Here is a 24,324-nt window from a genome sequence, read left to right as displayed (position 1 = left end):
CCAGAACACGCTACTTCTTGTCGATCTTGATCGTTGCCGTGCGGTAGTTGTTGCGCTTGTCGTTCTTGGCCGGGTCGTAGTTCCGCTCGATGTTGCCGGCCGCGTCGACCGAGAACCAGTTGAACCTGGTCGTCTCGGTCACGTGGAAGACCTGACCCGGCTCACGGAAGTCGGTTGCCTCGTACCGCGGCGACTTCAGCGTGGGCCGGCTGCCGTCCGTCGTGTAGTAGATGGTGGCCGGCTCGTTCGTCTCGAAATGTACGTCGACGGGCCCGCGGTGCTTCCCGCCGCCGGGTACGAGCGTGGACTTCGGGTCCTTCTTGTCCCTGCCCCAGTCCGCCGCGACCCGGAACATCTCCATGATCCCGTTGGCGTACTCCATCGTCTCGGAGTGCCCGCTGACCAGGTTCGGGTCGCCCTCCCACGGCGGTTGGAACGAGCCGCCCTGCCAGTTGCCGGTGGCCGGGTTGTAGACCGAACCGCCGACCTCCCAGCCGAAGGCGTAGATGCCGTAGGTGTAGTACAGGTCCTCGCGCACGTTGCCGGCCGAGGAGTAGAGGACGTCCGACGAGCCACCGACGTTCTCCGGCGTCACGACGGTCTCCCGGTACGCCTTGACCTGCGACAGGATCCGGCCGGCCGACTGCCAGTAGAAGGCCTCGTCACCCAGCGGCGGACGCGGCGTGGTGATCCGGCCGTCGGCGATGTACGCGCCCGGCTGCCAGAACAGCTGACCGCCGTTGGAGTGCACCGACATCATGAACTTGATGTTCCGGTACTTCTCGACCAGCCAGACGATGTTCTTCGCCTCCGGCTCGGAGAGCTTCTCCGGGCCCTGGTAGGTGCCGCTGGTGCACACCGACGAGCCGCCGGAGTAGCCGTCCTGGCCCGAGGCGACCCGGTAGTTCCGGTTCAGGTCGACGCCCCAGGAGTCACGCCGGCCCGGATCGGCACTCTCGTCCGGGCAGTGGTTCGTCAGGTTCTTACGTTGCGAGGCGAAGTTGTAGAAGCTGTAGTTCGCGCCGTCCGGGTTGTTGGACAGGATGAAGAAGACATCCGTGTCCTCGACGATCCTCTTCGTCTCCCGGTCGGTCTTGTAGTTGTGCACCAGCCGCTCGGCGGCCTCGAGCGAGGTCGTCGCGGGCACCCACTCGCGGGCGTGGTCCTGCGCCTGGATCAGGACGCCGGGCTTCGTGCCGTCGCGGTGCTTGCCGATCCGAAGGACGGGGATCGTGGCCGGGCCTCGGGGCACCTCGCCCTCCGGCGCGCCGGCGCGCTTCTGGTCGAGGAAGTCGGTCAGCGCGACCGGCGCCGACGGCGCGACGATGCCGGTGCCCGCGTTGGTGCGGTACGGGTGCGCCCGGTCGATGAGGCCCGCGGACCGGGTCTCCAGCGCCGCCGCCACCTCGGCGGCCGTGCTCGCCAGCGCGCCGGAGGCGTCCTTGGCGAGCAGGACACGGATCGCCTTGCCCGTCACCTCGACGGAGAGCGGAAGGTCCGCCCCCGGCCGGTCGACGAATTCGACGGTGATGTCGTTGCCACCCTCGTGGCCCCACGCCGCCGAGCTGACGACGACCGCGGACTGGCCGGTGCCGCCGATCGTGGCCTGCGCCTTGCGCTGGTAGCCGTTGGTCTGGTTCGGCAGGTAGATGATCTGGGCGATGTCCGGGTACTGCCGGGCGATCTCCTCGGCGCGGCCGTAGAGCTGTTGCGGCGTCTTGTAGCCGTCGATGAAGTTCGACTTGTAGCCCGGATCGTCCGTCAGCGGCGGAGGGGCGTTCTCGAGCCAGTCGGAGACCTTGCCGGTGGTGACGCCGCCGGTGGAGCTCGTGACCCGGATCTGGCTCGGGCGCTCGTCGAGCTTGAACAGGTTCCGGTGGAACATGTACTGCCCGGAGTCGACGAACCGGCTCATCGTCCGGGCGAAGCCGAACGACGTGCCCGTGCCGGAGTCGTTCTCCAGCTGCATCTGGACGACCGGGTCGGCCTGCTGCCCCTCGGTGGTCCGCGCCTCGACGTAGAGGAAGCCCTGCCCCTTGGTGGTGAACCAGTCGGCGCGGACGACCCGTACCGTCTGCTCGTGGCTGAGCGGCTGGACGGCCTGCTTGCCGGCGGTCCGAATGCCACCGTCGGCCTGCTCGTTCCAGGCGAACGCCTCGTCGCTGCCGAGGATCTTGACGCCCATCGACTGGAGTTCGGCCCGCTGCTCGGCGGTCAGCACCGCCTCGGCCTCGATGCCGGTCGGCACTCGCTTGACGCCGTGCTCGAGGTCGAAGCCGGCGGCGACCACCTTGTCCAGCATGTCGGCGCCGGTCAGCTTGATGCGTACGAGGCTTACCGCCTCCCGATCCTCCAGGTGGGATCGCTTCGAACCCGCGCTGGCTGTGGAGTGCGTGGGATCCGCGCCCGCGGGCGCGCTCGCCATGAGGACGCTTCCCGCCATGGCGGTCAGCGCGAGAAGCCCGATGCGCACATGTCTGCGTCGCATGCTTCCCTCCTTCCGTTTGCGGCCAGTGGTTGATCTCATGGCACGCCCGTGCGCCGACCACTCCACTCCACTTGGGACATTCGCGCTGAACTCGCCCGCACCAGGCCGTGGTAGGACGGGGACCGCGGACGTGAGACGGATCGGACGGGCGACGGGCGAGCCGAGTGCGGTGATCGTATTCGCATTCCTCACATCGATGTCCGACGTGCTGCGGATTTGAGGATTACTTGAGGCAACGCCCGGGGCGGGTCCGGCCGCCAGGTGGATACGCGCCGACCCCGGGGCGCCGGCAGCCCCGGGGTCGGCCGGTGCTCAGAAGTCGTCGTCGAAGGTGACGCTGCCGGTGACGGCGACCTGGTACGCGGAGACCCGGCGCTCGAAGAAGTTCGACAACTCCTGCACGTCCTGAAGTTCCATGAACGCGAACGGGTTCGCCGAGCCGTAGAGCGGTGCGATGCCGAGCTGGGCGAGCCGACGATCGGCCACGTGCTGCAGGTACTCCCGCATGTCGCCGAGGGAGAGCCCGGATACACCCTGTTCGAGCAGGTCCTCGGCGAACTGCGTCTCGCACTCGACCGCCTCGGCCAGCATCTCCCGCACCTGGCGGACCATCTCGTCGTCGAACAGCTCCGGCTCCTCGCGCCGTACGGTCTCCACCACTTCGAAGGCGAACGCCATGTGCATGGACTCGTCGCGGAACACCCAGTTCGTGCCGGAGGCGAGACCGTTCAGCAGGCCCCGGGAGCGTAGGAAGTAGACGTAGGCGAAGGCGCCGTAGAAGAACAGGCCCTCGATGCAGGCCGCGAAGCAGATCAGGTTGAGCAGGAACGCCCGGCGGTCCTCCCGGGTACGCAGCTCGCGCAGCTCGAAGATGGAGTCGATCCAGCGGAAGCAGAACTCGGCCTTGCGCCGGATCGACGGGATGCTCTCGATGGCGGCGAACGCCGCGAAGCGCTCCTTCTCGTCGGGTACGTAGGTGTCGAGCAGGTTCAGATAGAACTGGACGTGCACGGCCTCCTCGAACAGCTGGCGGGACAGGTAGAGCCGGCCCTCCGGGCTGTTCACGTGCTGGTAGAGGTTGAGCACCAGATTGTTGGCGACGATCGTGTCGCCGGTGGCGAAGAAGGCGACCAGCCGGGACACCAGATGCCGCTCGGCGGGGGAGAGCCTCGCCAGGTCGGCGAGGTCGGAGTGCAGGTCGACCTCCTCGACGGTCCAGGTGTTCTTGATGGCGTCCTTGAACCGGTCGAAGAAGTGCGGGTAGCGCATCGGCCGCAGCGTCAGATCCATGCCGGGATCGAGCAGCAGGTGCCGCTCACCGGCGCCGTTGGTTCGTGGTTCGGGGATCGTGGTCACTGGCAGGCCTCGCAACTCTCGGGGTTTTCCAGGGAACAGGCCAGCGCCTCCGCGTCGCTGACCGCGACGACCGGCGCGACCGGCGCGACCGGCGCAACCGGCTGACCGACGGCGACGGTGGCCTGCTGGATGCGCGTCGCCGGACGCGAACGCAGGTAGTAGGTGGTCTTGAGCCCGGACTTCCAGGCGTAGAGGTACATCGACGACAACTTGCCGATGGTCGGCGATCCCATGAACAGGTTCAGCGACTGCGACTGGTCGACGTAGGGCGCCCGGGCGGCCGCGAGGTCGATCAGTGCCCGCTGCGGCAGCTCCCATGCGGTACGGAACAGTTCCCGCACCTCCGACGGCAACTCCACGATCCCCTGCACCGACCCCTCGGCACGCTTGATCTGCTCCCGGATCGCCGGCGTCCACAGCCCGCGTGCCTTCAGCTCACCGACCAGGTACGTGTTGATCTGCAGGAACTCGCCGGACATGGTCTCTCGCTTGAACAGGTTGGACACCTGCGGCTCGATGCACTCGTAGCAGCCGGCGATCGAGGCGATCGTCGCGGTCGGAGCGATCGCGACCAGCAGCGAGTTGCGTAGCCCGTGCGTGGCCACCGTCTCTCGCAGCGCGGCCCATCGCTCGCCCTGGGTGGGCTCGGCACCCCACAGGTCCGGATGCAGGTCGCCGTTTGCGGCACGGGTCTCGGCGTACGCCGGGTGCGCGCCGAACCGCTTCGCCAACCCGGCCGACGTCTCCAGGGCGGTCAGCAGGATCTCCTCCTGCACCCGGGTGGAGAGCTCCCGGGCCTGCGCCGAGTCGAACGGCAGTCGCAGGGTGAAGAACGCGTCCTGCAGTCCCATCAGGCCCAGCCCGACCGGTCGCCAGCGCGGATTCGACGCCGCCGCCTGCTTCGCCGGGTAGTAGTTGATGTCGATCACCCGGTCCAGGAACAACACGGCGGTGCGCACCGTGGACCGCAGCCTCTCCCAGTCGACGCCGTCGGCGCTGACGTGAGCGCCGAGGTTGACCGAGCCCAGGTTGCACACCGCGGTCTCGACGTCGTTGTTGACCTCGAGAATCTCGGTGCACAGGTTGGACAGGTGGATCGTGTTGCCCGGTGCGCCGGTCTGGTTCGACAGCCGGTTGGAGGGGTCCTTGAACGTCATCCACCCGTTGCCGGTCTGCGCGAGGGTGCGCATCATCCGCCCGTACAGCTCCCGGGCCTTGACCGTCTTGACGGCCTTCTTCTCGGCCGCGCGGTACGCCTCGTCGAACTCGTCGCCGTACAGGTCGGGCAGCTCCGGCGCCTCGGTCGGGTCGATCAGCGACCAGTCGCTGTCCGCCTCGACCCGGCGCATGAACTCGTCCGGGATCCAGTTGGCCAGGTTCAGGTTGTGGGTACGCCGGGACTCCTCACCGGTGTTGTCGCGCAGCTCGAGGAACTCCTCGATGTCCGGGTGCCACGGCTCCAGGTAGACGCAGGCCGCGCCCTTGCGCCGGCCGCCCTGGTTGACCGCGGCGACGCCCGCGTCGAGGGTCTTCAGGAACGGCACGATGCCGTTCGACCTGCCGTTGGTGCCGCGGATCAGCGCGCCCCGGCCGCGTACCCGCGACCAGGAGATCCCGATGCCGCCGGAGAACTTCGACAACCGTGCCACCTGGTGGTAACGCTCGTAGATCGAGTCCAACTCGTCGCGGGGCGAGTCGACCAGGAAGCAGGAAGACATCTGCGTGTGCCGGGTACCCGAGTTGAACAGGGTCGGCGAGCTCGGCAGGTACGCCAGCGACGACATCAACCGGTAGAACTCGACCGCCTCGACCGGCGTCTCGGACAGCCCGCAGGCCACCCGCAGCAGCCAGTACTGCGGTGTCTCCACCATTAGCCGCGACTCCGGGTGGCGCAGCAGGTACCGGTCCGCGACCGTACGCAGGCCGAAGTACTCGAACCGCAGATCACCGGCCAGGTCCACGGCCTCGTCGAGCACGCGAGCGTTGCGGGCCACGAACGCGGCGGTGTCGTCACCGATCAGACCCAGGCCGTGGGCGTACCGGATGGACTGGCTGAAGCTCGTCACGTCCTGCCCGCGGACCTCCTTGTCCACGTACGCGGCCAGCAACCGTGCCGCCAGCCTGGAGTACTGCGGCTCCTCCCCGATCAGCTCGGCCGCCGTCTGGATGGACAGCTTGTCCAGCTCGGCGGTGGTCGCACCGTCGTAGAGCCCGCTGATCGTCTTCGTGGCGACCCGCAGCGGGTCCACCTCGTCCAGATCGCCGACCCACCGCTCGACCGCTTTGACGATCTTGTTGACGTCCACCGGCTCGGTGTCGCCGTCGCGCTTTTGCACCCGCATCGCCTGCCGGCGCTGCTCCGGCGCGTCCGAACCGGACCCGGACCTCTCCCGCACGACCGTCATGCCGCCTCCTCGACTGTCTCCGATGGCCTCGGGCACGCGGGAGAACGCCAGGGCGACGGCGGGGTGCGCCGGTCCACTTGATGGCGTCGGTCGTCCCACGCGACCTCCGACCGCCGTCCGCGAACGCGTACGGCGCGCTGGCAGGTCTTCGGACTCGCGGGCGTGACCGGGACACCCGGTCGCCTACTGGCCGTCGCTTCCCGGGCCGGCAAGGCCCAGTGCTTGATGACGGCGTTCGTTCCCACTCACCGCTGCGGGGCAGTCCCGGATTCGCACCGAGTTCCCTCTTGCCTCGGCCACACCGTGCAGGTGCGACCGAACCAGCTGCGTGGGACACCATATATGCCGCCGTCCTTGGGACGGCAACACTAGATGTTCCGTCAGGGTGTCGTCTTTCTCACCGTCGCCGGATCGCGTCGCGCGACCCGCGACCCGGCGTCGCCCACCGGCGGCCACGCCCGGCTCGGGCCGTACCCGGCGGGTGTGTCGCCCTTGGAAGGACGTGGACCGGAGCCGACGCCGCGCCCCGTGAGCGGCGAGGCGGCGTAGGTCACCCGCGCCCCTCGGCCGCTTGCACCGCTCGGCGGTCGCCCGATAGCCTCTCGCCGTCAAGGTGCACGGGAAGCCGGTGGGATACCGGCGCGGCCCTCGCCACTGTGACCGGGTAGCGATCTCCGAAGACGCCACTGGGCCCATCCGGGTCTGGGAAGGCCGGAGTGAGCGTCGATCCGGGAGCCAGGAGACCGGCCTTGACAGTGATCTCATCCACGAGGTGCTGGAGAGGAAGGTCGTCGATGCATATCGCCGAGGGGTACCTGCCCCCGGTGCAGGCCGCGGCGTGGTTCGCGGTGTCCGCACCGTTCGTCGTCCATGGCAGCCGGGCGCTGGTCCAGCAGGTTCGCCGGGACCCGGAGACGAAACTGCTGCTCGGAGCGGCGGGAGCTTTCACGTTCGTGCTGTCCGCGCTGAAGATTCCGTCGGTCACGGGCTCGTGCTCGCATCCAACCGGCACCGGACTGGGCGCGGTGCTTTTCCGGCCGCCGGTGATGAGTGTGCTGGGCGGCATCGTGCTGCTCTTCCAGGCGGTGCTGCTGGCCCACGGCGGGCTGAGCACGTTGGGCGCCAACATCTTCTCGATGGCGATCGTCGGGCCGTGGGTCGCGTACGCGGTGTACGCGCTGATCCGCCGGGTCGGTGGCGGCCTGGACGTGGCGGTCTTCGCCGCCGCGGCGCTGGGTGACCTGGCCACCTACTGCGTCACCAGCGTCCAGTTGGCGCTGGCGTTTCCCGATCCGGCGACCGGGTTCCTCGGCGCGTTGGTGAAGTTCGGCGGCATCTTCGCGCTGACCCAGATCCCGTTGGCCATCAGCGAGGGGCTGCTCTCCGTGCTGGTGGTACGGCTGTTGGCCCGGGTCAGCGGTGACGACCTGCGCCGGCTCGGAGTGTTGCGGACGCCGGCGGTGCAGGCGTGAAGCGCTTCTCCCGGGTCAACCTGCTCCTGCTGCTCGCGGTGCTGCTCCTGGCGGTGGCGCCGGTGGCGCTCGGACTCGGATCGGGCGACGAGCCGTTCGCCGGGGCGGACGCGCTCGCCGAGCAGGCGATCGTCGACAACCACCCCGACTACGAGCCGTGGTTCTCCCCGATCTACGAACCACCCTCGGGTGAGGTGGAGTCGGCGCTGTTCGCCCTACAGGCCGCGCTGGGCGCCGGCTTCCTCGGCTACTACTTCGGGGTCGCCCGCACCCGGCAGCGGCTGCGGGGTCCCGCCACGAAGCCGCCGCGCGCCTAGGTGTTCGCCCTCGACATCGCGGCGCACACCGGACCGTGGCGGTCACGGCACCCCGCGGAGAAGGCGATGCTGTCGCTCGGGCTGCTCGCCTGCGCGGTGGCCCTGCCGCCGTGGCCGGGCGCGTTGTTCTCGGGCGGCGCGGCGGCGGTGCTGCTGGTGGGGCCCGCCCGGGTGTCGCCGGCCGTGGTGCTGCGGGCGGCGCGGGTGCCGTTGCTGTTCGTAGCCACGTCGACGGTGCCGCTACTGGTCACCATGCACGCGCCGGCCCGGCTGACGGTCAACGCCGCGGGCGTCGTACCGGCGGCGCAGACGGCCGGCCGGTCGGTGGCGGCGCTGATCTGCCTGCTGCTGTTCAGCGCCACCACGCCGCTGTCCGACGTGCTGCCGAGGCTGCACCGGCTGGGAGTTCCCCCGGCCGTCACCGAGGTCGCCGCGCTGACGTACCGGATGCTCTTCCTCCTTATGGACAGCGTGCGCGCGGTCCGGGAGGCGCAGGCGGCGCGGCTCGGCTTCCGGACCTGGCGCACCGCCTACCGGTCGCTGGCAGGGCAGGCGGGCGCGATCTTCGTGCGGGCGTTCAGCCGCGCGCGGCGCCTGGAGGAGGGATTGGCGTTGCGTGGATACACCGGTTCACTGGCCGTGCAGGTGGAGGCCCGGCGGATCTCGGCGCCGTTCGTGGCGGCGACCGTGGGGCTGCTCGTGCTGATAGTCGCGGTGAGCGCCGTGGTGGGGTGGCGGTGGTGAGCGACCCGCTGCTCGAGTTCTCCGCGGTGCACTTCGCCTACCAGCCGCAGCGTCCGGTCCTGACCGGCGCGGACCTCCGCGTGACAGCGGGTCAGCGGCTGGCCGTGGTCGGGCCCAACGGCGGCGGCAAGACGACCCTGTTCCGGCTCGCCGCCGGCTCGCTGACGCCAGGCGCCGGCCATGTCGCGATCGCCGGCATCCGGGTTCGGCACGACCGAACGGGTTTGCGAGCGGTACGACAGCAGGTGCAACTGGTGTTGCAGGACCCGGACGACCAGCTCTTCTCCGCCAGCGTCCGTCAGGACGTCTCGTTCGGGCCGGTCAATCTCGGGCTGGCTCCGGAGGAGATCCGGCGGCGCTGCGACGAGGCGTTGGCGGCGCTCGGGGTGACGGCGCTCGCCGAACGCCCGACCCACCTGCTCTCCTACGGTCAGCGCAAACGGGTGGCCATCGCCGGGGCGGTCGCGATGCGGCCCCGGCTGCTCATCCTGGACGAGCCGACCGCCGGGCTCGACCCGGCCGGGGTGGAGGCGCTGCTGCGGACGTTGGACGACCTGCACGCCGGCGGTACGACCGTGGTGCTGTCCACCCACGACGTCGACCTCGCGTTCCGCTGGGCGAACGCGGTGGCGGTGGTCGCCGGCGGGGGTGTGCGGATGATGCCGGCAGCCGAAGCTCTGGCCGACACCGGGCTCCTCGCCGCGGCGGATCTGCTGCCCGCCTGGGCTCCGCTGGTGCACCAGGTGCTCGACCGCATCCCGGGGCTGGCCGGGGCCCGCCCCGGCTCCGCCGCCGATCTCGCCGCGCTGCTCACCGCCGAGGCGCGAGCAGGTGGGTGACGGGCGGCCCGCGCGCCCGGGTCACCGGTTGACCGGCTCGTTCGGCAAGGCACCGCGGAGCGGGCGCCGGGTGCATTCCGCCGAGTCGCCCCTGCCGGCCGGTTACGGTGAATTGCCCGATTCCTGAGCGGCTGACGAGACGGTCGAGGAGACACGCGATGACGAGAGGCGCGTCCCGCTCACCGTGGTCGGGTCAGACCACCTGGGTCGGCCGGGTCGACGCCTCGCTCCGCTCCTTCCTGCGCACCGAGACCGGTAGCGCCCGAGTGGTCGTGGTCGCCACGGTGGCCGCACTCGTCTGGGCGAACCTGGGCCCGACGTCGTACGAGTCGTTCTGGCACACGCCTTTCTCGGTGCAGGTCGGCGAGTGGACCCTGTCCCGCGAGCTGCGCAGCTGGATCAACAGCGGGCTGATGACCTTGTTCTTCCTGGTCGCCGGGTTGGAGTTGCGCCGCGACTTCGACATCGGAGAACTGCGGGAGCGACGGCGGTTCACGTTGCCGCTGCTGGCCGGGCTCGGCGGCATGCTCGTGCCCATCGTGATCTATCTCGCGTTCAACGCCGGCACGGCGACCGCGAGCGGTTGGGGCGTGGTGATGGCCACGGACACCGCGCTCGCGCTCGCCACGCTCGCCGTCCTCGGCCCGCGTTTCTCGGACCGGCTGCGCGGTTTCCTGCTGACGGTCGCCGTCGTCGACGACGTGGTCGCGATCGTGGTGCTGGCGGTCGCCTATCCGGAACATCCGTCGCCGGCGGCGCTGCTCGTCGCGGCCGGGATCTTCGCCGTCGTCGTGCTCGCCCGGACGGTGGGTCTCCGGTACGGGCCGGTGTACCTGCTGCTGGGGGTGGCGGCGTGGGTCGCGGTCTCGGTCTCCGGTGTCGATCCGGTGGTGGTGGGCCTCCTGATGGGCCTGCTCACCTACGCCTATGCTCCCGGCCGGGTCGAACTGCAACGGGCCAGCGACCTGTTCCGCCTCTTCCGCGAACAACCCACCCCGCAGTTCGCCCACTCCGTGCGGGCCGGGCTCATCGCCGCGTTGTCACCGAACGACCGGCTGCAACACCTGTACCACCCGTGGGCGAGCTACCTGATCGTGCCGCTCTTCGCGCTGGCCAACGCCGGCGTCGTGATCGACGGCGAGCTGCTGGCCCGGGCCGCCACCTCGCCGGTCACGATCGGTGTGGTGGTGGCGTACGTGCTCGGCAAGCCGGCGGGGATCATTCTCACCTCGCGTCTGGTGGCCAGGCTCACCCACAACCGGCTCCGGCCGCCCGTCGGCTGGGCCGCCGTGACCGGCGTCGGCACGGTCTCCGGCGTGGGTTTCACCGTCGCCCTCCTGATCGCCTCCCACGCGCTGAGCGGTCCCGCCCTGGACGAGGCGAAGCTCGGCATCCTCGTTGCGACGGTGGTGTCGTCCGTCGTCACCTGGTCGGTGTTCCGGCTCGCCGCCCGGCTGCCGGAGGCACGGCGCGCCCGCGCGCTGCTCGGCAGCGCGGACGAGATCGTCGACCTGCTGGTCCCGGTCCGGACCGACCGTGATCACATACGTGGGCCGGCGGACGCCCCGGTCACGGTGGTCGAGTACGGCGACTTCGAGTGCCCCTACTGCGGGCAGGCCGAGCCGGTGGTCCGGGAACTGCTGGCCGAATTCACCAACATCCGGTACGTGTGGCGACACCTGCCCCTCACCGAGGTGCACCCGCACGCCCAACTCGCCGCTGAGGCCGCCGAGGCGGCGGGGGAGCAGGGCGCGTTCTGGGAGATGCACGACTTGATCTTCGAACACCAGGACGCGCTGAGGAACGCCGACCTGCTCCACTACGCGGACCGGCTCGGCCTGGATCTCGTCCGGTTCCGGGAGTACCTCACCGAGCGTCGGGGCGCCGACCGGATCAGCGAGGACGTCGATTCGGCCGACCTCAGCGGGGTGTCCGGCACCCCGACCTTCTTCATCAACGGCCGGCGTCACCACGGGGCGTACGACATCGTCGCGCTCTCGGCGGCGGTCAAGGGGGCGTTCGCGCAGGCGAAGATACGTCCCGAGTAGGCCCATCGGGCGCCGTGGCTGCATCTCATCGAAGGATCATCGATCGATCGTGAACCGGGTCCACTCCGGCTGCGTGCCTACCAATGGGACCGAGGTATCGACAGTCATCTCCGTCGAACGTGTCGGTGCATGGTGTCGACCTCGGCCCCGCCGGGTGTCCGGCGGTCGCCGGATCCGGCCGGCACCAGCAGGGACGGCCGTAACTCCGTGCCCCTGCGCCCGCGTTGGACGGAGAGGAGGCGACCCACAGGCAAGACAGGCGAGGCCGTGGCAGTGCGGCTTCACCCAGGCCGGTGCCGTCCGCTGGACACCCGTCACCACTCGGGCAAGAAGGGAAACCTGGCATGCACGAACGACACGTCCGTACCGTCGTCCCACGCCGCAAGCCCCTGGAAGTACCGAATGGATCACCTGGCGGTCGCGTGGCACCACGCACTCGCCGTCGTACGCGAGCGACCATCGCGATGCTGGCCCTGGCCGCGACGGGGCTGGCCATGACCGCGGCCGGCACCCCGGCCAGCGCCGAGCCGGGCGGACCGACGATGCTCGACCCGAAGTTGGCGGTGCGTACGGCCGCCACCGGGCTGGTCAGCCCCACCGGCCTGGCCTTCCTCGGCGACGACGACATGTTCGTGATCGAGAAGACGACCGGACGGGTCCAGCGGGTGGTCGACGGAGCCGTCGCGGACACGCCACTGGACCTCGCCGTCAACTTCGGTTCCGAGCGAGGTCTGCTCGGGATCGCCCTGCACCCACGCTTCCCGGCGAACCCCGGGGTATATCTGTACTGGACGGAGAGCACGACCGGCGCGGACACCAGCGTGCTCAGCGAGACCCCGCTACTCGGCAACCGGGTCGACCGGTTCGTCTGGAACGGAAGCACACTTACGTTCGACCGCAACCTGATCCGCATCCGCGCCGTCCAGGAGGACGCGGGCCAACCCGCACGCGCCAACCACAACGGCGGGGTGATCACCTTCGGCCGGGACCGGAAGCTGTACATCTTCACCGGCGACCTCGGCCGGCGCGGCCAGTTGCAGAACCTCACCTGCGGCCCGACCGCCGACTGCCCCGGGCCGATAGTGCCCGACGACCAGTTCGGCGGCCCGAAGCCGGACAGCGCCCACCTCAGCGGCGTCGTTCTTCGCCTCAACGACGACGGCAGCACCCCGATCACCAACCCGTTCTTCCGGGCGGGCGCGGCCCTGGGCGGCGAGGCCGGCGCGACCGTGCAGAAGATCTTCTCGTACGGCCACCGCAACGGCTTCGGCATGACTGTCGACCCCGACACCGGGAACGTGTGGATGCAGGAGAACGGCGACGACAGCTTCAGCGAGCTCAATCGCCTGGAGCCGGGCATGAACGGCGGCTGGATCCAGATCGCCGGGCCGGTGGCGCGGATCGGCCAGTTCAAGGAGATCGAGACGACGTTCGGCGGACAGAACCTGCAGCAACTGCGCTGGCCGCCGTCCAACATCGCGGACAGCCCGTGGCAGGCGCTCCGCCGGCTCTTCATGCTTCCCGGGGCGCACTACAGCGATCCCGAGTTCAGTTGGAAATGGGAGGTCGCGCCCGGCGGGATGGGCTTTCTCGACAGCCGGAGGCTCGGGCCACAGTTCGAGGGTGACCTTTTCATGGGTGCCGCGACGGGCGCCCTCAACGGCGGATACCTCTTCCGCTTCAACCTGACCGGCAACGGCCGGCAGATCGCCGTCGACGATCCGCGCCTGAAGGACCGGGTGGCGGACAACCTCGCCAAGCACGACATCACGGAGAGCGAGAGCCTCCTGGTCGGCCGGGACTTCGGTGCCGTCACGGACATCGAGACCGACCCGGACGGCAACCTGGCCGTGCTTTCGCTGACCGATGGCAAGGTCTACACGATCCATCGGCGCTGACGAACGTCGACGTCCTGGGGTGACCCGCCTGCCGTACCGGGGCGGGCGGGTCGTCCACGCCTGCTGATCGCGTGAATCGCCCGTTGGTGGTGGAATCTCGCGCCATTTCGGCGTTTACCGCCCAGGCCGGCGGGTAGCCGCCGAAATGTTCGCTCTGCCGGACGCTGTCCGGTTCGGCGCTCGCGGAGCTGTGGGCTCGGCCCGATCGAGGGTGGGCGAACCCGGAACCAGGAGGACGACGTGCAGGAGATTGTTGGCGAGTGCCTGGCCCGGCGGCTGCTGGAGTGGGGGGTGGACACGATCTTCGGCCTGCCGGGTGACGGCATCAACGGGTTGATGGAGGGCTTCCGCCGGCATCAGGAGCGGCTCCGGTTCGTGCTGGTGCATCACGAGGAGGCGGCGGCTTTCATGGCCACCGGGTACGCCAAGGCCACGGGTCGGCTGGGTGTCTGCGCCGCCACTTCGGGGCCGGGAGCGATTCATCTGCTCAACGGTCTGTACGACGCCAAGCTCGATCATGTGCCGGTGTTGGCGATCACCGGTATGCAGGAGACCTCGGTGCTGGGCTCGCACTACCAGCAGGAGGTGCACACGACGCACCTCTACCAGGACGTGGCCGCGTACAACCTCATGGTCACCAACCCGCAGCAGATGCCGGGCGTGCTGGACATCGCGATCCGCAACGCGCTGACCAAGCGGACCGTGGCGCACCTGACGTTCCCCAACGACCTGCAGGTCGCGGCGGTGACCCAGGACCCGTACCGGCACGTCAGCCCCGGAGAGCCACCGGCGAGCAGCCCGGTGGTGTCGCTGCCTCCGGTGCCCGCCGCCCAGCTCGACCTGGAACGGGCGGCGGAGGTGCTCAACGCCGGCACCAAGATCGCCATGCTGGTGGGGGTCGGCGCCCGTGGCGCGCGGGCGGAGGTGCTCGCCGTGGCGGAGGCGCTGGGCAGCCCCATCGTGAAGACGTTGCCCGGGAAGATGGTCGTCCCGGACGATCATCCGCTCACCACCGGCGGCCTCGGCCTGCTCGGCACGCGGCCGAGCGAGGAGCTGATGGAGGAGTGCGACACCCTGCTGATGGTGGGCACGTCCTTCCCGTACGCGAAGTACCTGCCCTCTCCCGGGCAGGCGCGGGTGGTGCAGATCGACGTCGATCCGAGCCTCATGGGCATGCGGCTGCCCCTCGACGCCGCCGTCACGGCCGACGCGCGGCTCGCGTTGCAGCAGCTGCTGCCCTTGCTCCAGGCCCGCACCGACCGGTCGTTCCTCGGCAAGTACCAGCGGGAGCGGGACGCCTGGCACGCCGAAATGGCGCGCCTGCGGGACCCGGACCGGCACCCGGTCGCGCCCCAGTACCTGATGGGTTGTGTCGACGAGGCTGCCGCCGACGACGCGATCCTCACCTGCGATTCCGGCACGATCGCCACCTGGTCGGCCCGGCACTGGACCATCCGCGGCGACCGCGAGTACTACCTGTCCGGCAACCTGGCCACCATGGCGCCGGGCCTGCCCTACGCGATCGCCATCCAGCACGCGCACCCTGGGCGGCAGGTCATCGCGTTCGTCGGCGACGGCGGCTTCGCCATGCTCATGGCCGAGTTCCTCACCGCCGTGCGCCACGGCCTGCCGATCAAGGTGATCATCAACAACAACAACTCGTACGGGCAGATCCTCTGGGAACAGATCATCCTCGGCTACCCCGAGTACGCCGTACGGCACCGGCAGCCGGAGCCCGACTTCGCTGCCTGGGCGCGCGCGTGCGGCGCGTTCGGCGCCAAGGTCACCGACCCGAAGGCGCTGCCCGACGCGATCCGGCAGGCGCTCGCGCACCCCGGAGCCGCGCTGGTCGACTGCGACGTCAACCCGAACGAGCCACCCATGCCCGGCAAGGTCCACTACGAACAGGCGAAGCACTTCACCGAGGCATTCCTGCGCGGCCAACCGAAGAAGATGGCCACCCTCGCCACCGTCGCTCGTGACAAGATCAACGAGCTGCGGCCATGACCAGAGTCCTCCGGCCGGCACCGGTCGTGCGGCCACCCGGCCCGGTCCAGGACCTCGACCTGTCCGCGCTCGCCGCCGACCTGCGCGCCGAGGTCGACGGCGAGGTCCGCTTCGACGCCGGCTCCCGGGGCGCCTACTCCACCGACGCCTCGAACTACCGCCAGGTGCCGCTGGGTGTAGTCGTACCCCGATCGGTGGAGGCGGCGGTCACGGCCGTCGCGGTCTGCCGCCGCCACCGGGCCCCGCTGCTCTCCCGGGGCGGTGGCACCAGCCTGGCCGGCGAGTGCACCAACACCGCCGTCGTGCTCGACTGGTCGAAGTACTGCCACCGGTTGCTGGAGGTCGACACCGACGCGCGCACCTGCCTCATAGAGCCCGGCATCGTGCTCGACACGCTCAACGAGCGACTCGCCTCGACCGGCCTCGAGTACGGTCCCAAGCCGGCCACGCACGACCACTGCACCCTCGGCGGCATGCTCGGCAACAACTCCTGCGGCGCCACCGCCCAGCGCACGGGCAAGGTCGTCGACAACATCGTCGAGCTGGAGGTACTGCTCTACGACGGCACCCGGATGTGGGTGGGCGAGACCGACGACCAGAAGTACGCCGAGATCCAACGCCGGGGCGGCCGGCAGGCGGAGATCTACCGGCAGCTGCGGGCCCTGCGCGACGAGTACCTGACCGACGTCCGCGACCGCTACCCGCGGATCCCGCGCCGCGTCTCCGGCTACAACCTCGACAGCCTGCTGCCGGAGAAGAACTTCCACCTCGCCCAGGCCCTGGTCGGGTCCGAGGGAACCCTGGTCACGATCCTGCGCGCCCGGCTCAGGCTGGTCCCGATCGTGCCCGCCCAGTCGCTCGTCTTCCTCACCTACCCGGACATCGCCGCCGCCGCGGACGACGTGCCGCGCGTCCTGCCACATCAGCCGATCGCGCTCGAGGGCATCGACGACAAGCTGATCAACTTCGAGCAGCGCAAGGGCCTGCACCCGCACGCGCTGCACGAGCTGCCCAGCGGCGGGGCCTGGCTGATGGTCCAGCTCGGCGGCGACACGCCGGAGCAGGCCAAGGCGGCGGCGCAGCGGCTGATCGCCGCCGTCCGCCGCGACGGCGGCCCCACCGTGCACGAGTTCGCCGACCCGGACTCCGAGCAGCGGATGTGGAAGGTACGTGAGTCGGGGCTCGGCGCCACCGCACACGTGCCGGGCGGGGAGAGTACCTGGCCCGGCTGGGAGGACTCCGCCGTCGCACCGGACCGGCTCGGCGACTACCTGCGGGATCTCCTGAGCCTGTACCGCGAGTACGGCCTCGAACAGGCTTCGGTGTACGGCCACTTCGGGCAGGGCTGCGTGCACAGCCGCATCCCCTTCCGGCTGCGCAGCGCCGAGGGCATCCGGCAGTTCCGCTCCTTCCTCGAGCGCGCCGCCGACCTGGTCGTCTCCTACGACGGCTCGTTCTCCGGTGAGCACGGCGACGGCCAGGGCCGCGCCGAACTACTGCCGAAGATGTACGGCAACCGGCTGATGCGGGCGTTCGGGCAGTTCAAGGCGATCTTCGACCCGGACGACCGGATGAACCCCGGCAAGGTGATGCCGCCGTACCCGCTGGACACCCACCTGCGCCTCGGCGTGGACTACAACCACGGCGGCGTGCAGACCGTCTTCGCCTACCCCGACGATGGCGGAAGCTTCGGCGAGGCCGTGCTGCGCTGCGTCGGCGTGGGCAAGTGCCGCCGCGAACACGGCGAGGTGATGTGCCCGTCGTACATGGTCACCCGCGAGGAGGAGCACTCGACGCGGGGGCGAGCCCGGTTGCTGTTCGAGATGCTCGACGGCACGGAACGCGGGGGAGCCATCGACGACGGCTGGCGTTCTACCGCGGTACGGGACGCGCTCGACCTCTGCCTCGCCTGCAAGGGCTGCAAGGCGGACTGCCCGGTCAACGTGGACATGGCGACCTACAAGGCCGAGTTCCTCTCCCACCACTACGCCGGAAGGATCCGGCCGCGGGCGCACTACTCGATGGGATGGTTGCCGGTCGTCGCCGTGGCCGCCGGGGTCGCGCCGCGCGCCGTCAACGCGCTGGCCCAGGCGCCCGGGCTGACCCGACTCGCGAAGCTGGTCGGCGGGATCGACCAGCGCCGGCAGATCCCCTCCTTCGCCCGGACGTCCTTCCAGCAGTGGTTCAGCCGGCGCAGCCCGTACGGCGACGGGTCGCGGGGGGAGCTGCTGCTCTGGCCGGACACCTTCACCAACCGGTTCCACCCGGGAATCGGGCAGGCGGCGGTCGAGGTGCTGGAGGCCGCCGGTTGGCGGGTGCGGGTGCCGGACGGTCCGGTCTGCTGCGGGCTGACCTGGATCTCCACCGGTCAGCTCGGCATGGCCAAGCGGGTGTTGCGCCGCACCGTGGACGTGTTGCGTCCGTTCCTGCGCTCCGGCGCTCCCGTGGTGGGCCTGGAGCCCAGCTGCGCGGCGGTCTTCCGCAGCGACGCCCACGAACTGTTCCCCGCCGACGAGGACGTACGCCGGTTGCGGGAGCAGACCGTCACGCTCGCGGAACTGCTGCACGAGCACACCCCCGGCTGGCAGCCGCCCCGGCTGCCGGCCCACGCGCTGATCCAGACCCACTGCCATCAGCACGCCATCCTGGGCACCGCCGCCGATCAGGCGGTGCTCGCCGCCGCCGGCGTGCACGCCGAGTTCCTCGACTCGGGATGTTGCGGCCTGGCCGGCAACTTCGGCTTCGAGCAGGGGCACTACGAGGTGTCCGAGGCGTGCGCCGAACGGGTCCTGCTGCCCGCCCTACGGGATGCCGCCGACACCGACGTGCTGCTGGCCGACGGGTTCAGCTGCCGTACCCAGATCGAGCAGAGCCCGGCAGGCGGTCGGCGGGCGATCCACCTGGCCGAGTTGCTCCGCGCCGGCCTGCACGGCCGGACCGTCCCGCCCGAGCCGGAACGGGCCTGGTCACAGCGGCCCCACCCGCCGTCCCGCCCCACCCGCCTGCTCGCCGCCGGCCTGGCCGGCCTGGCCGCGCTGGGACCCGCCGCCGCGCTCGCGGTGCGGGCCGCGCGTCGTCGGGGGTGAGCGGTGCGGCTCACCGCCGAGGCGTACCGGGTGCCCACCGACGCGCCCGAGGGTGACGGCACGCTGGACTGGAGCGGCACCACCCTGGTGCTGGCGCGCGCCGAGGCGGACGGCCGTACCGGCATCGGCTGGACGTACGGCCCGCCGGCCGTGGTGCCGGTGGTGGCCGACCTGCTCGCCCCCGTGGTCGCCGACCTCGACCCGGACGACGTGCCGGCCCTCTGGTCGGCGATGCGGCGACGGTTGCGCAACGCCGGCCGGCCGGGCGTCGCCGGGCTGGCCCTGTCCGCCGCCGACTGCGCCGTCTGGGACCTGAAGGCCCGCCGCCACGCGCTCCCGCTGTCCCGGCTGCTCGGCACCGCCCGGCGACGGGTCCCGGTCTACGGCAGCGGCGGGTTCACCACCTACGACGCCGAGCGGCAGCACCGACAGCTCGCCGGCTGGGTGCACGAAGAGGGCATCCCCCGAGTGAAGATCAAGATTGGGGAGTCGTCGGGCGGCGAGGTGGGGCGGGATCTCGCCCGGATGACCGCCGCCCGGCGCACCATCGGCGACGACGCCGAGCTGTACGTCGACGCCAACGGTGCCTACCAGCGCAAACAGGCCATCCGGGTGGCCCGCGCCGCGGCGGAGCTCGACGTGCGCTGGTACGAGGAACCGGTGAGCTCCGACGACCTGGTCGGGCTCGGACTGGTCCGGGACCACGTCCGGCCCGACGTGGCGGCGGGCGAGTACGGGTACGACCTCGTCTACTTCCACCGCATGGCGCCCTACGTCGACTGCCTGCAGATCGACGTGACCCGGTGCGGCGGCATCAGCGAGTTCCTCCGGGCCGCGGCCGTGGCCGACGCCGCCGGACTGGAGGTGTCCGCGCACTGCGCGCCGCACCAGCACCTGCCGGTCGCCGCGGCCATCCCCAACCTGCGGCACGTCGAGTGGTTCCACGACCACGTCCGGATCGAGGCGATGCTGTTCGACGGCACCGTACCGGCCACCGGTGGCAGCGCGCCCGTGCCGCTGGAGGGGCACGGCAACGGCCTGACGTTCCGTGCCGAACGCGCGGAACCGTACCGGGTGGCGTGACCCGGTGGCGTCGGCCACCGCCCGGGGTCCGGCCTCAACCCACGTCGGTCTGCCCCAGCGCCATGGCCGTCTCCAACATCAGCGCGTGCACGAATGCCTGCGGCAGGTTGCCGCGCAGCTGCCGCTGGCCGACGTCGTACTCCTCGGTGTAGAGCCCCGGGGGGCCGCAGGCCGCGCGGTTGCGTTCGAACCACCGGTTCGCCGCCACCTGATCGCCGGCCCGCAAGGTGGCGAGCGCCGCCGCGAACCCGCAGAGCAGGAACGCCCCCTCCGCGTCGCCGAGCGGCCTGCGGTCCGGCCGGAACCGGTACAGGTAGCCGTCGCGCGCCAACTCGGCCAGCACCGCGTGCCGGGTGGCCTCGGTACGCGGATCGTCCGCGGACACCGCGCCACGGATGCCGGGCAGCAGCAGCGCCGCGTCGACCCGTTCGTCGTCGTACGCCCGCTGCCAGCGCCCGGAGGAATGAACACCGTGTGCCGCGACGTCGGCGAGGATCGCGTCGGCGAGTCCCGCCCACCGCCCCGCCACCGCTGTCGGCGCCACCCGGGCGGCGGCCCGGAGCCCGGCAACGCAGGTGAGCTTGGAGTGGGTCCACTGTCGGGCGGGCAACTCCCAGATGCCCGCGTCCGGCTCGTGCCAGCGTTCCTCGACGATCCGGGCGGATAGGTTCAGCGCCCGCCACGAGTCGGGTGGCAACCGGTCGTGTCGGGCCGCCGCCGCGAGCAGCAGCAGGATCTCCCCGAACGCGTCCAGCTGGAACTGCTGCCGGACCCAGTTGCCGACCCGCACCGGAGCGCCCGGATAGCCGGGCAGGAATTCCAGGTCGTGCTGCTGCGGCACCGGCCCGCCGGCGACGGTGTAGGCGGGCGCGAGCCGTTCGCCGTCGGCGAGCACCCGCGCGGTGAGGAAGGCGACCGCGTCGTCCAGCAGGTCGTACCGGCCGGTCAGGGCGGCGGCCTGCCCGGCGAACGACTGGTCCCGGATCCACGCGTACCGGTAGTCGTAGTTGCGCCCGGCGTGGGCCCGCTCCGGCAGCGCGGTGCTCGCCGCCGCCACCATCCCCCCGCCCGGACTGCTCATGCCGCGCAGCACCGCGTACGCGAAGGCGGCGTCCCGCCGCGCCCCACCGCCGGTCAGGTGCGGCATCGCCGCGCGCCAGCCCCGCTCGGTGATCCGCCAGAGCACGTCCGGGTCCGGTGGCGGTTCATCGAGCGGATCGGCCGACACCTCCAGCACCAGGTCGTGCCGCCCGCCCGCCGGTACGTGCAGCTCACCCTCGAGCGCCGCGTCGTCGGTCGGACGTAGCAGTTCCCCCTCGCTGTGCCGCACGTACAGATCACCCGTCCGGGCCGTCCACGAGCCGGCCTCGCGACGGATGTCCATCAGCGGGGCACGGCCGAAGTCGGCCCGGGGGTCGAGCCGGACGCGGACGACCGTGTCCCGGTCCAGCGCGCGGACCCGGCGCAGCAACACCAGCCGCCGGGGGTCGCCGGGGAAGAGCAGCGCCTCCCGGGCCTCCACGACGCCATCCGTGGTCACCCAGCGGCTCACCCAGATCAGTGACTCGGCCTCGTAGTGCCCACCCCAGACGAACCGCGGGCACGCGGGTGCGACCAGGTAGCGCCCGCGCCCACCCAACAGGCCGCTGAAGATCGGCGGATCGGCCCAGCCGGGGGCGCACAACCAGACCACGTCGCCGTCCGGGCCGATCAAGGCTCCGCGATGGCCGTCGGCGAGCAGGGCGTACTCGCGCAGCACCCGAGGGCCGCTGACCGGCGGTGACCGGGCTGGTTCCCCGTCGTCCGGCACGGCGCCCACCCCCTCCCGTCGCCCGCGCGCCGACTGCACGCGCTACCCGCTGCCGGCGGTTCCACACCCGGCTCGCTCGCCGCACTCGCGCTCGCCGCGCCGCGCCGACCGGTTCCGGCCGTGCCGACCGGTTCCGGCCGTGCCGACCCACGGCGATCGGCAGAGTTGCGAACCAGGCCGGTGCGGCACGGTCGTGCCGGCGGACAGCGGTCCGGCACACCCCGGAGCGTTGGCTGTTTCCACCTCCGAACCTCCGCAGCCTGGGCACAGTGGGTGAGTGGACGAGAGCGGTGGGGAGGTGAACTCGCAGCGCGCGTTCGGGGCCGGTGGACGGGTCGAGGTCGCCACCCACGGCGGCGTGACCCGCTCGGAGCTCTTCCTCGATCTGGTCTACGTCTACGCCTTCATCAACGTCACCCACCTCATGGCCGAACGCCCGGGCCTGGAGGGGCTGCTCCACGGCGGGTTGGTGGTGCTGCTCATCTGGCGCAGCTGGGCCGGGTACTGCTGGGTGGGGAACCTGGTCCGGCTCGACCGCGGTGCCATGCCGGCCGCCGTCTTCGCGGTGGCCGTCGCGATCCTGCTCGTCGCGGTCGCCATTCCGGAGGCATTCCTCGACGACACCTCCGGGTTGCTCGGGCCGCTCGTCTTCGTCGTCGGTTTCGTGGCGACCCGGCTGGGTTCCCTGCTGGTCGTGTCCCGCGCCCGGCAGACGGACCCGCGCTGGTCGTCCTATCCGGCCCGGCGCGCCTGGGTGCCGCTCGTCGGCAGCGCCCTACTGCTGTTGGGCGCGATCCTGCTGCCTCATCACCTACCGTCCGGGTGGGGCACTGAGAATTTTCAACTGGCGCTCTTCGCGGTCGCGATCGTCGTCGACTACCTCGGGCTGCGGGTGATCGGGACCGGGACGTGGCACCTCACGTCGGTACGACACTGGGCGGAGCGGCACAATCTGATCATGCTCGTCGCGCTCGGCGAGACGATCATCTCGATCGGAACGAGTCGTGGCTTCGGCAACGTCGTTCCCATCACGTGGTCCACGCTCGCCGGGGCGGCGCTCGGCCTTCTCGTCGTGGCGTTCCTGTGGTGGGCGTACTTCGACATCGCCTCGCCCGCCGGCGAACAGGCGTTGGAGTCCATCCCACCCGGATATCTGCGGTCGCGCCGCGCCCGCACCGCGTACACCCTGCTGCACCTGCCGATGATCGGCGGGCTGATCCTGGTGGGGTTCGGGCTCAAGAAGGCGCTCGGCGGGACGCCGGCCGATCAGGCGGAACACTGGAGCGGGCCGGACCTCGCGGCTCTCTACGGCGGCGTGTTCCTGTACCTGCTCGGACTGGTGGCGTTCGAGTGGACCACCGCGCGACGGATCGGCCGCGGCCCGGTGCTCGGCCTCGTCACGGTGGCACTGCTGATCGTGCCGGCCCGTGGCCTGACCGCTCTGGCGTCGCTCGCCCTCCTCGCCGGCGCCCTGGTCGCTCTGGTGCTCGCCCATGTGACGGTGTTTCGACGCCGCCACCGGCAGCTGCACCGCGACATCGAACTGGCGGCCGGTCGAGAGGTCGACGCCACTCCCGAGGAACTCTTCCTGGATCTGGTCTTCGTGTACGCGTTCATCCAGGTCACTGCGCTGATGGCGCGGAACCCGTCGGCGCTCGCCGTGTTCCAGGGGCTGGCTGTCCTGACATTGCTGTGGTGGTCGTGGGTCAACTACACCTGGTTCACCACCACGGTCCGCAGCGCGGGGAACGCGGTGCGGCTCGTCGTCCTCGCCGCGGTGGGGCTCACCCTGATGCTCGGCATCGCCGCACCCCAGACGTTCGAACCCGTCCCCGGTGGGCTGCCCGGGGCCTTGATCGTCGTGACCATGTACGCGGCGGTGCGCATCCTGCACCTGGTGGCGTTCTGGTGGGTGCTCCGGCACGACGTCGTCCTTCGCTCCATCGTCGTCCGGGCGGCCGTGCCGACCGGCGTGGGGATCGCCCTGCTGCTCTGCGCGGGGCTGACCGCAGCGATCGCGGGCGATTCGCTCGCGATGTTCGTCGCGGTGTGCTGGACCCTCGCCATCGTCGTCGACGTGGGTGGCGGCTACCTGATCCGGGCCCGCAACTGGCGGTTGCAATCCATCAACCGATGGATGGGTCGCTACAACCTGATCATTCTCATCGCGCTCGGCCAGGCGGTCATCTCCACCGGCATCGCCGCCGGCGACCCACCCGTCTCGATGTCCACCTTCGCCGCCGTCGCGCTCAGCGCCGCCCTGATCTCCGCGCTGTGGTGGACCTACATCGGCAGCGACGTCGTCGTCGGGCAGCGCTTCACCCAGCTCCGCAGCAGCGGCGAACGTGGCGCCCTGGCCCGGGACGCCTACGCGTACCTGCACCTGTTCCTCGTCATCGGTCTGGTGCTGGTCGCCTTCGGACTGCGTACGACCCTGCCGAGGCCGGGGCACGATCCGCACGTGGTGGTGGCGGTCGGACAGGTCAGCCTGGCGTGCGGTGTCGTCGTCTACCTCCTCGCCGACCAGCTCATCTGGCGACGCGCGAATCGTCCGATCGGCGGTCGGCGGGCGGCCAACCTGGTCGTCGCCGGGCTGGCCGCGGTGACGATTCTCCTCCCGATCATGTGGGCGCTGGCGGTCCTCACGGTGGCGCTGTTCGCCGCGCACCTGGTCGGACGCGCGTCCGTCCCGCCACCGGGCGCACTCGGCGAAAGAACATGACAGGCGGCCCGAACGTGATTCTGCTAATGGCGAGGAATGCATTTTCCGG

At 70.8% G+C, this 24,324-nt stretch carries 14 protein-coding genes and 2 riboswitches; of the genes, 10 read left to right on the top strand and 4 right to left on the bottom strand.

Annotated features, from left to right (window positions below):
• Nucleotides 1-10 precede the first annotated feature (10 nt).
• The 3 genes from ABZS42_RS03150 to ABZS42_RS03140 all read right to left on the bottom strand — a co-directional run bounded on the left by ABZS42_RS03150 (nucleotide 11) and on the right by ABZS42_RS03140 (nucleotide 6,249).
• Nucleotides 11-2,488 carry a M14 family metallopeptidase gene (locus ABZS42_RS03150; RefSeq protein ID WP_355142019.1) on the bottom strand — a complete coding sequence of 826 codons (2,478 nt, stop codon included), beginning with the start codon at nucleotides 2,486-2,488 and terminating at the stop codon, nucleotides 11-13.
• A gap of 312 nt (nucleotides 2,489-2,800) precedes the next feature.
• Nucleotides 2,801-3,778, bottom strand: coding sequence for a ribonucleotide-diphosphate reductase subunit beta (locus tag ABZS42_RS03145; protein WP_355142339.1), 978 nt, complete (start codon nucleotides 3,776-3,778; stop codon nucleotides 2,801-2,803).
• Nucleotides 3,779-3,840: 62 nt separating this feature from the next.
• A complete protein-coding gene (locus ABZS42_RS03140) occupies nucleotides 3,841-6,249 on the bottom strand; it encodes a ribonucleoside-diphosphate reductase subunit alpha (RefSeq protein ID WP_355142017.1) in 2,409 nt (802 codons plus the stop codon).
• Nucleotides 6,250-6,370: 121 nt separating this feature from the next.
• Nucleotides 6,371-6,589: riboswitch (cobalamin riboswitch) on the bottom strand.
• Between the two features lie 254 nt (nucleotides 6,590-6,843).
• Nucleotides 6,844-7,016: riboswitch (cobalamin riboswitch) on the top strand.
• A gap of 27 nt (nucleotides 7,017-7,043) precedes the next feature.
• Here ABZS42_RS03140 and ABZS42_RS03135 point away from each other — a divergent pair.
• From ABZS42_RS03135 to ABZS42_RS03095, 9 genes are all read left to right on the top strand, one after another.
• Nucleotides 7,044-7,721, top strand: coding sequence for an energy-coupling factor ABC transporter permease (locus ABZS42_RS03135; protein ID WP_355142015.1), 678 nt, complete (start codon nucleotides 7,044-7,046; stop codon nucleotides 7,719-7,721).
• A complete protein-coding gene (locus ABZS42_RS03130) occupies nucleotides 7,718-8,038 on the top strand; it encodes an energy-coupling factor ABC transporter substrate-binding protein (protein ID WP_355142013.1) in 321 nt (106 codons plus the stop codon). The genes ABZS42_RS03135 and ABZS42_RS03130 overlap by 4 nt, the downstream gene beginning before the upstream one ends.
• Entirely contained in the window at nucleotides 8,039-8,782 is a 744-nt protein-coding gene (gene cbiQ / locus ABZS42_RS03125) for a cobalt ECF transporter T component CbiQ (RefSeq protein ID WP_355142011.1), read from the top strand.
• Nucleotides 8,776-9,621, top strand: coding sequence for an ATP-binding cassette domain-containing protein (locus tag ABZS42_RS03120; protein ID WP_355142009.1), 846 nt, complete (start codon nucleotides 8,776-8,778; stop codon nucleotides 9,619-9,621). Before cbiQ ends, ABZS42_RS03120 begins: the two co-directional genes overlap by 7 nt.
• A 158-nt stretch (nucleotides 9,622-9,779) precedes the next feature.
• Entirely contained in the window at nucleotides 9,780-11,669 is a 1,890-nt protein-coding gene (nhaA, locus tag ABZS42_RS03115; RefSeq protein WP_355142007.1) for a Na+/H+ antiporter NhaA, read from the top strand.
• Between the two features lie 422 nt (nucleotides 11,670-12,091).
• Complete coding sequence (locus tag ABZS42_RS03110; RefSeq protein ID WP_355142005.1) at nucleotides 12,092-13,567, top strand: PQQ-dependent sugar dehydrogenase; 1,476 nt, start codon at nucleotides 12,092-12,094, stop codon at nucleotides 13,565-13,567.
• 240 nt (nucleotides 13,568-13,807) lie between these two features.
• The gene (locus ABZS42_RS03105; RefSeq protein WP_355142003.1) at nucleotides 13,808-15,574 is read left to right on the top strand and encodes a thiamine pyrophosphate-dependent enzyme; all 1,767 of its coding nucleotides are present in this window, start codon (nucleotides 13,808-13,810) and stop codon (nucleotides 15,572-15,574) included.
• Nucleotides 15,571-18,660, top strand: coding sequence for an FAD-binding and (Fe-S)-binding domain-containing protein (locus ABZS42_RS03100; RefSeq protein ID WP_355142001.1), 3,090 nt, complete (start codon nucleotides 15,571-15,573; stop codon nucleotides 18,658-18,660). The genes ABZS42_RS03105 and ABZS42_RS03100 overlap by 4 nt, the downstream gene beginning before the upstream one ends.
• A gap of 3 nt (nucleotides 18,661-18,663) precedes the next feature.
• On the top strand, nucleotides 18,664-19,743 hold the full coding sequence (locus ABZS42_RS03095) for an enolase C-terminal domain-like protein (protein WP_355141999.1): 1,080 nt from the start codon (nucleotides 18,664-18,666) through the stop codon (nucleotides 19,741-19,743).
• Nucleotides 19,744-19,777: 34 nt separating this feature from the next.
• Here ABZS42_RS03095 and ABZS42_RS03090 read toward each other — a convergent pair whose 3' ends face one another.
• Nucleotides 19,778-21,553: a glycoside hydrolase family 15 protein gene (locus ABZS42_RS03090; RefSeq protein WP_355141997.1), complete on the bottom strand. Its 1,776-nt coding sequence runs from the start codon at nucleotides 21,551-21,553 to the stop codon at nucleotides 19,778-19,780.
• 277 nt (nucleotides 21,554-21,830) lie between these two features.
• Here ABZS42_RS03090 and ABZS42_RS03085 point away from each other — a divergent pair, with 277 nt between their 5' ends.
• Nucleotides 21,831-24,275, top strand: a complete 2,445-nt coding sequence (locus ABZS42_RS03085; protein WP_355141995.1) for a low temperature requirement protein A — start codon at nucleotides 21,831-21,833, stop codon at nucleotides 24,273-24,275.
• Nucleotides 24,276-24,324: the final 49 nt, after the last annotated feature.

Source organism: Micromonospora sp. NPDC005367 (assembly GCF_040606825.1).
In the GTDB taxonomy this organism is placed as follows: Bacteria; Actinomycetota; Actinomycetes; order Mycobacteriales; family Micromonosporaceae; genus Micromonospora.
Note: the sequence above shows the minus strand (reverse complement) of the source record. Positions and strands in the feature narration are given on the sequence as shown.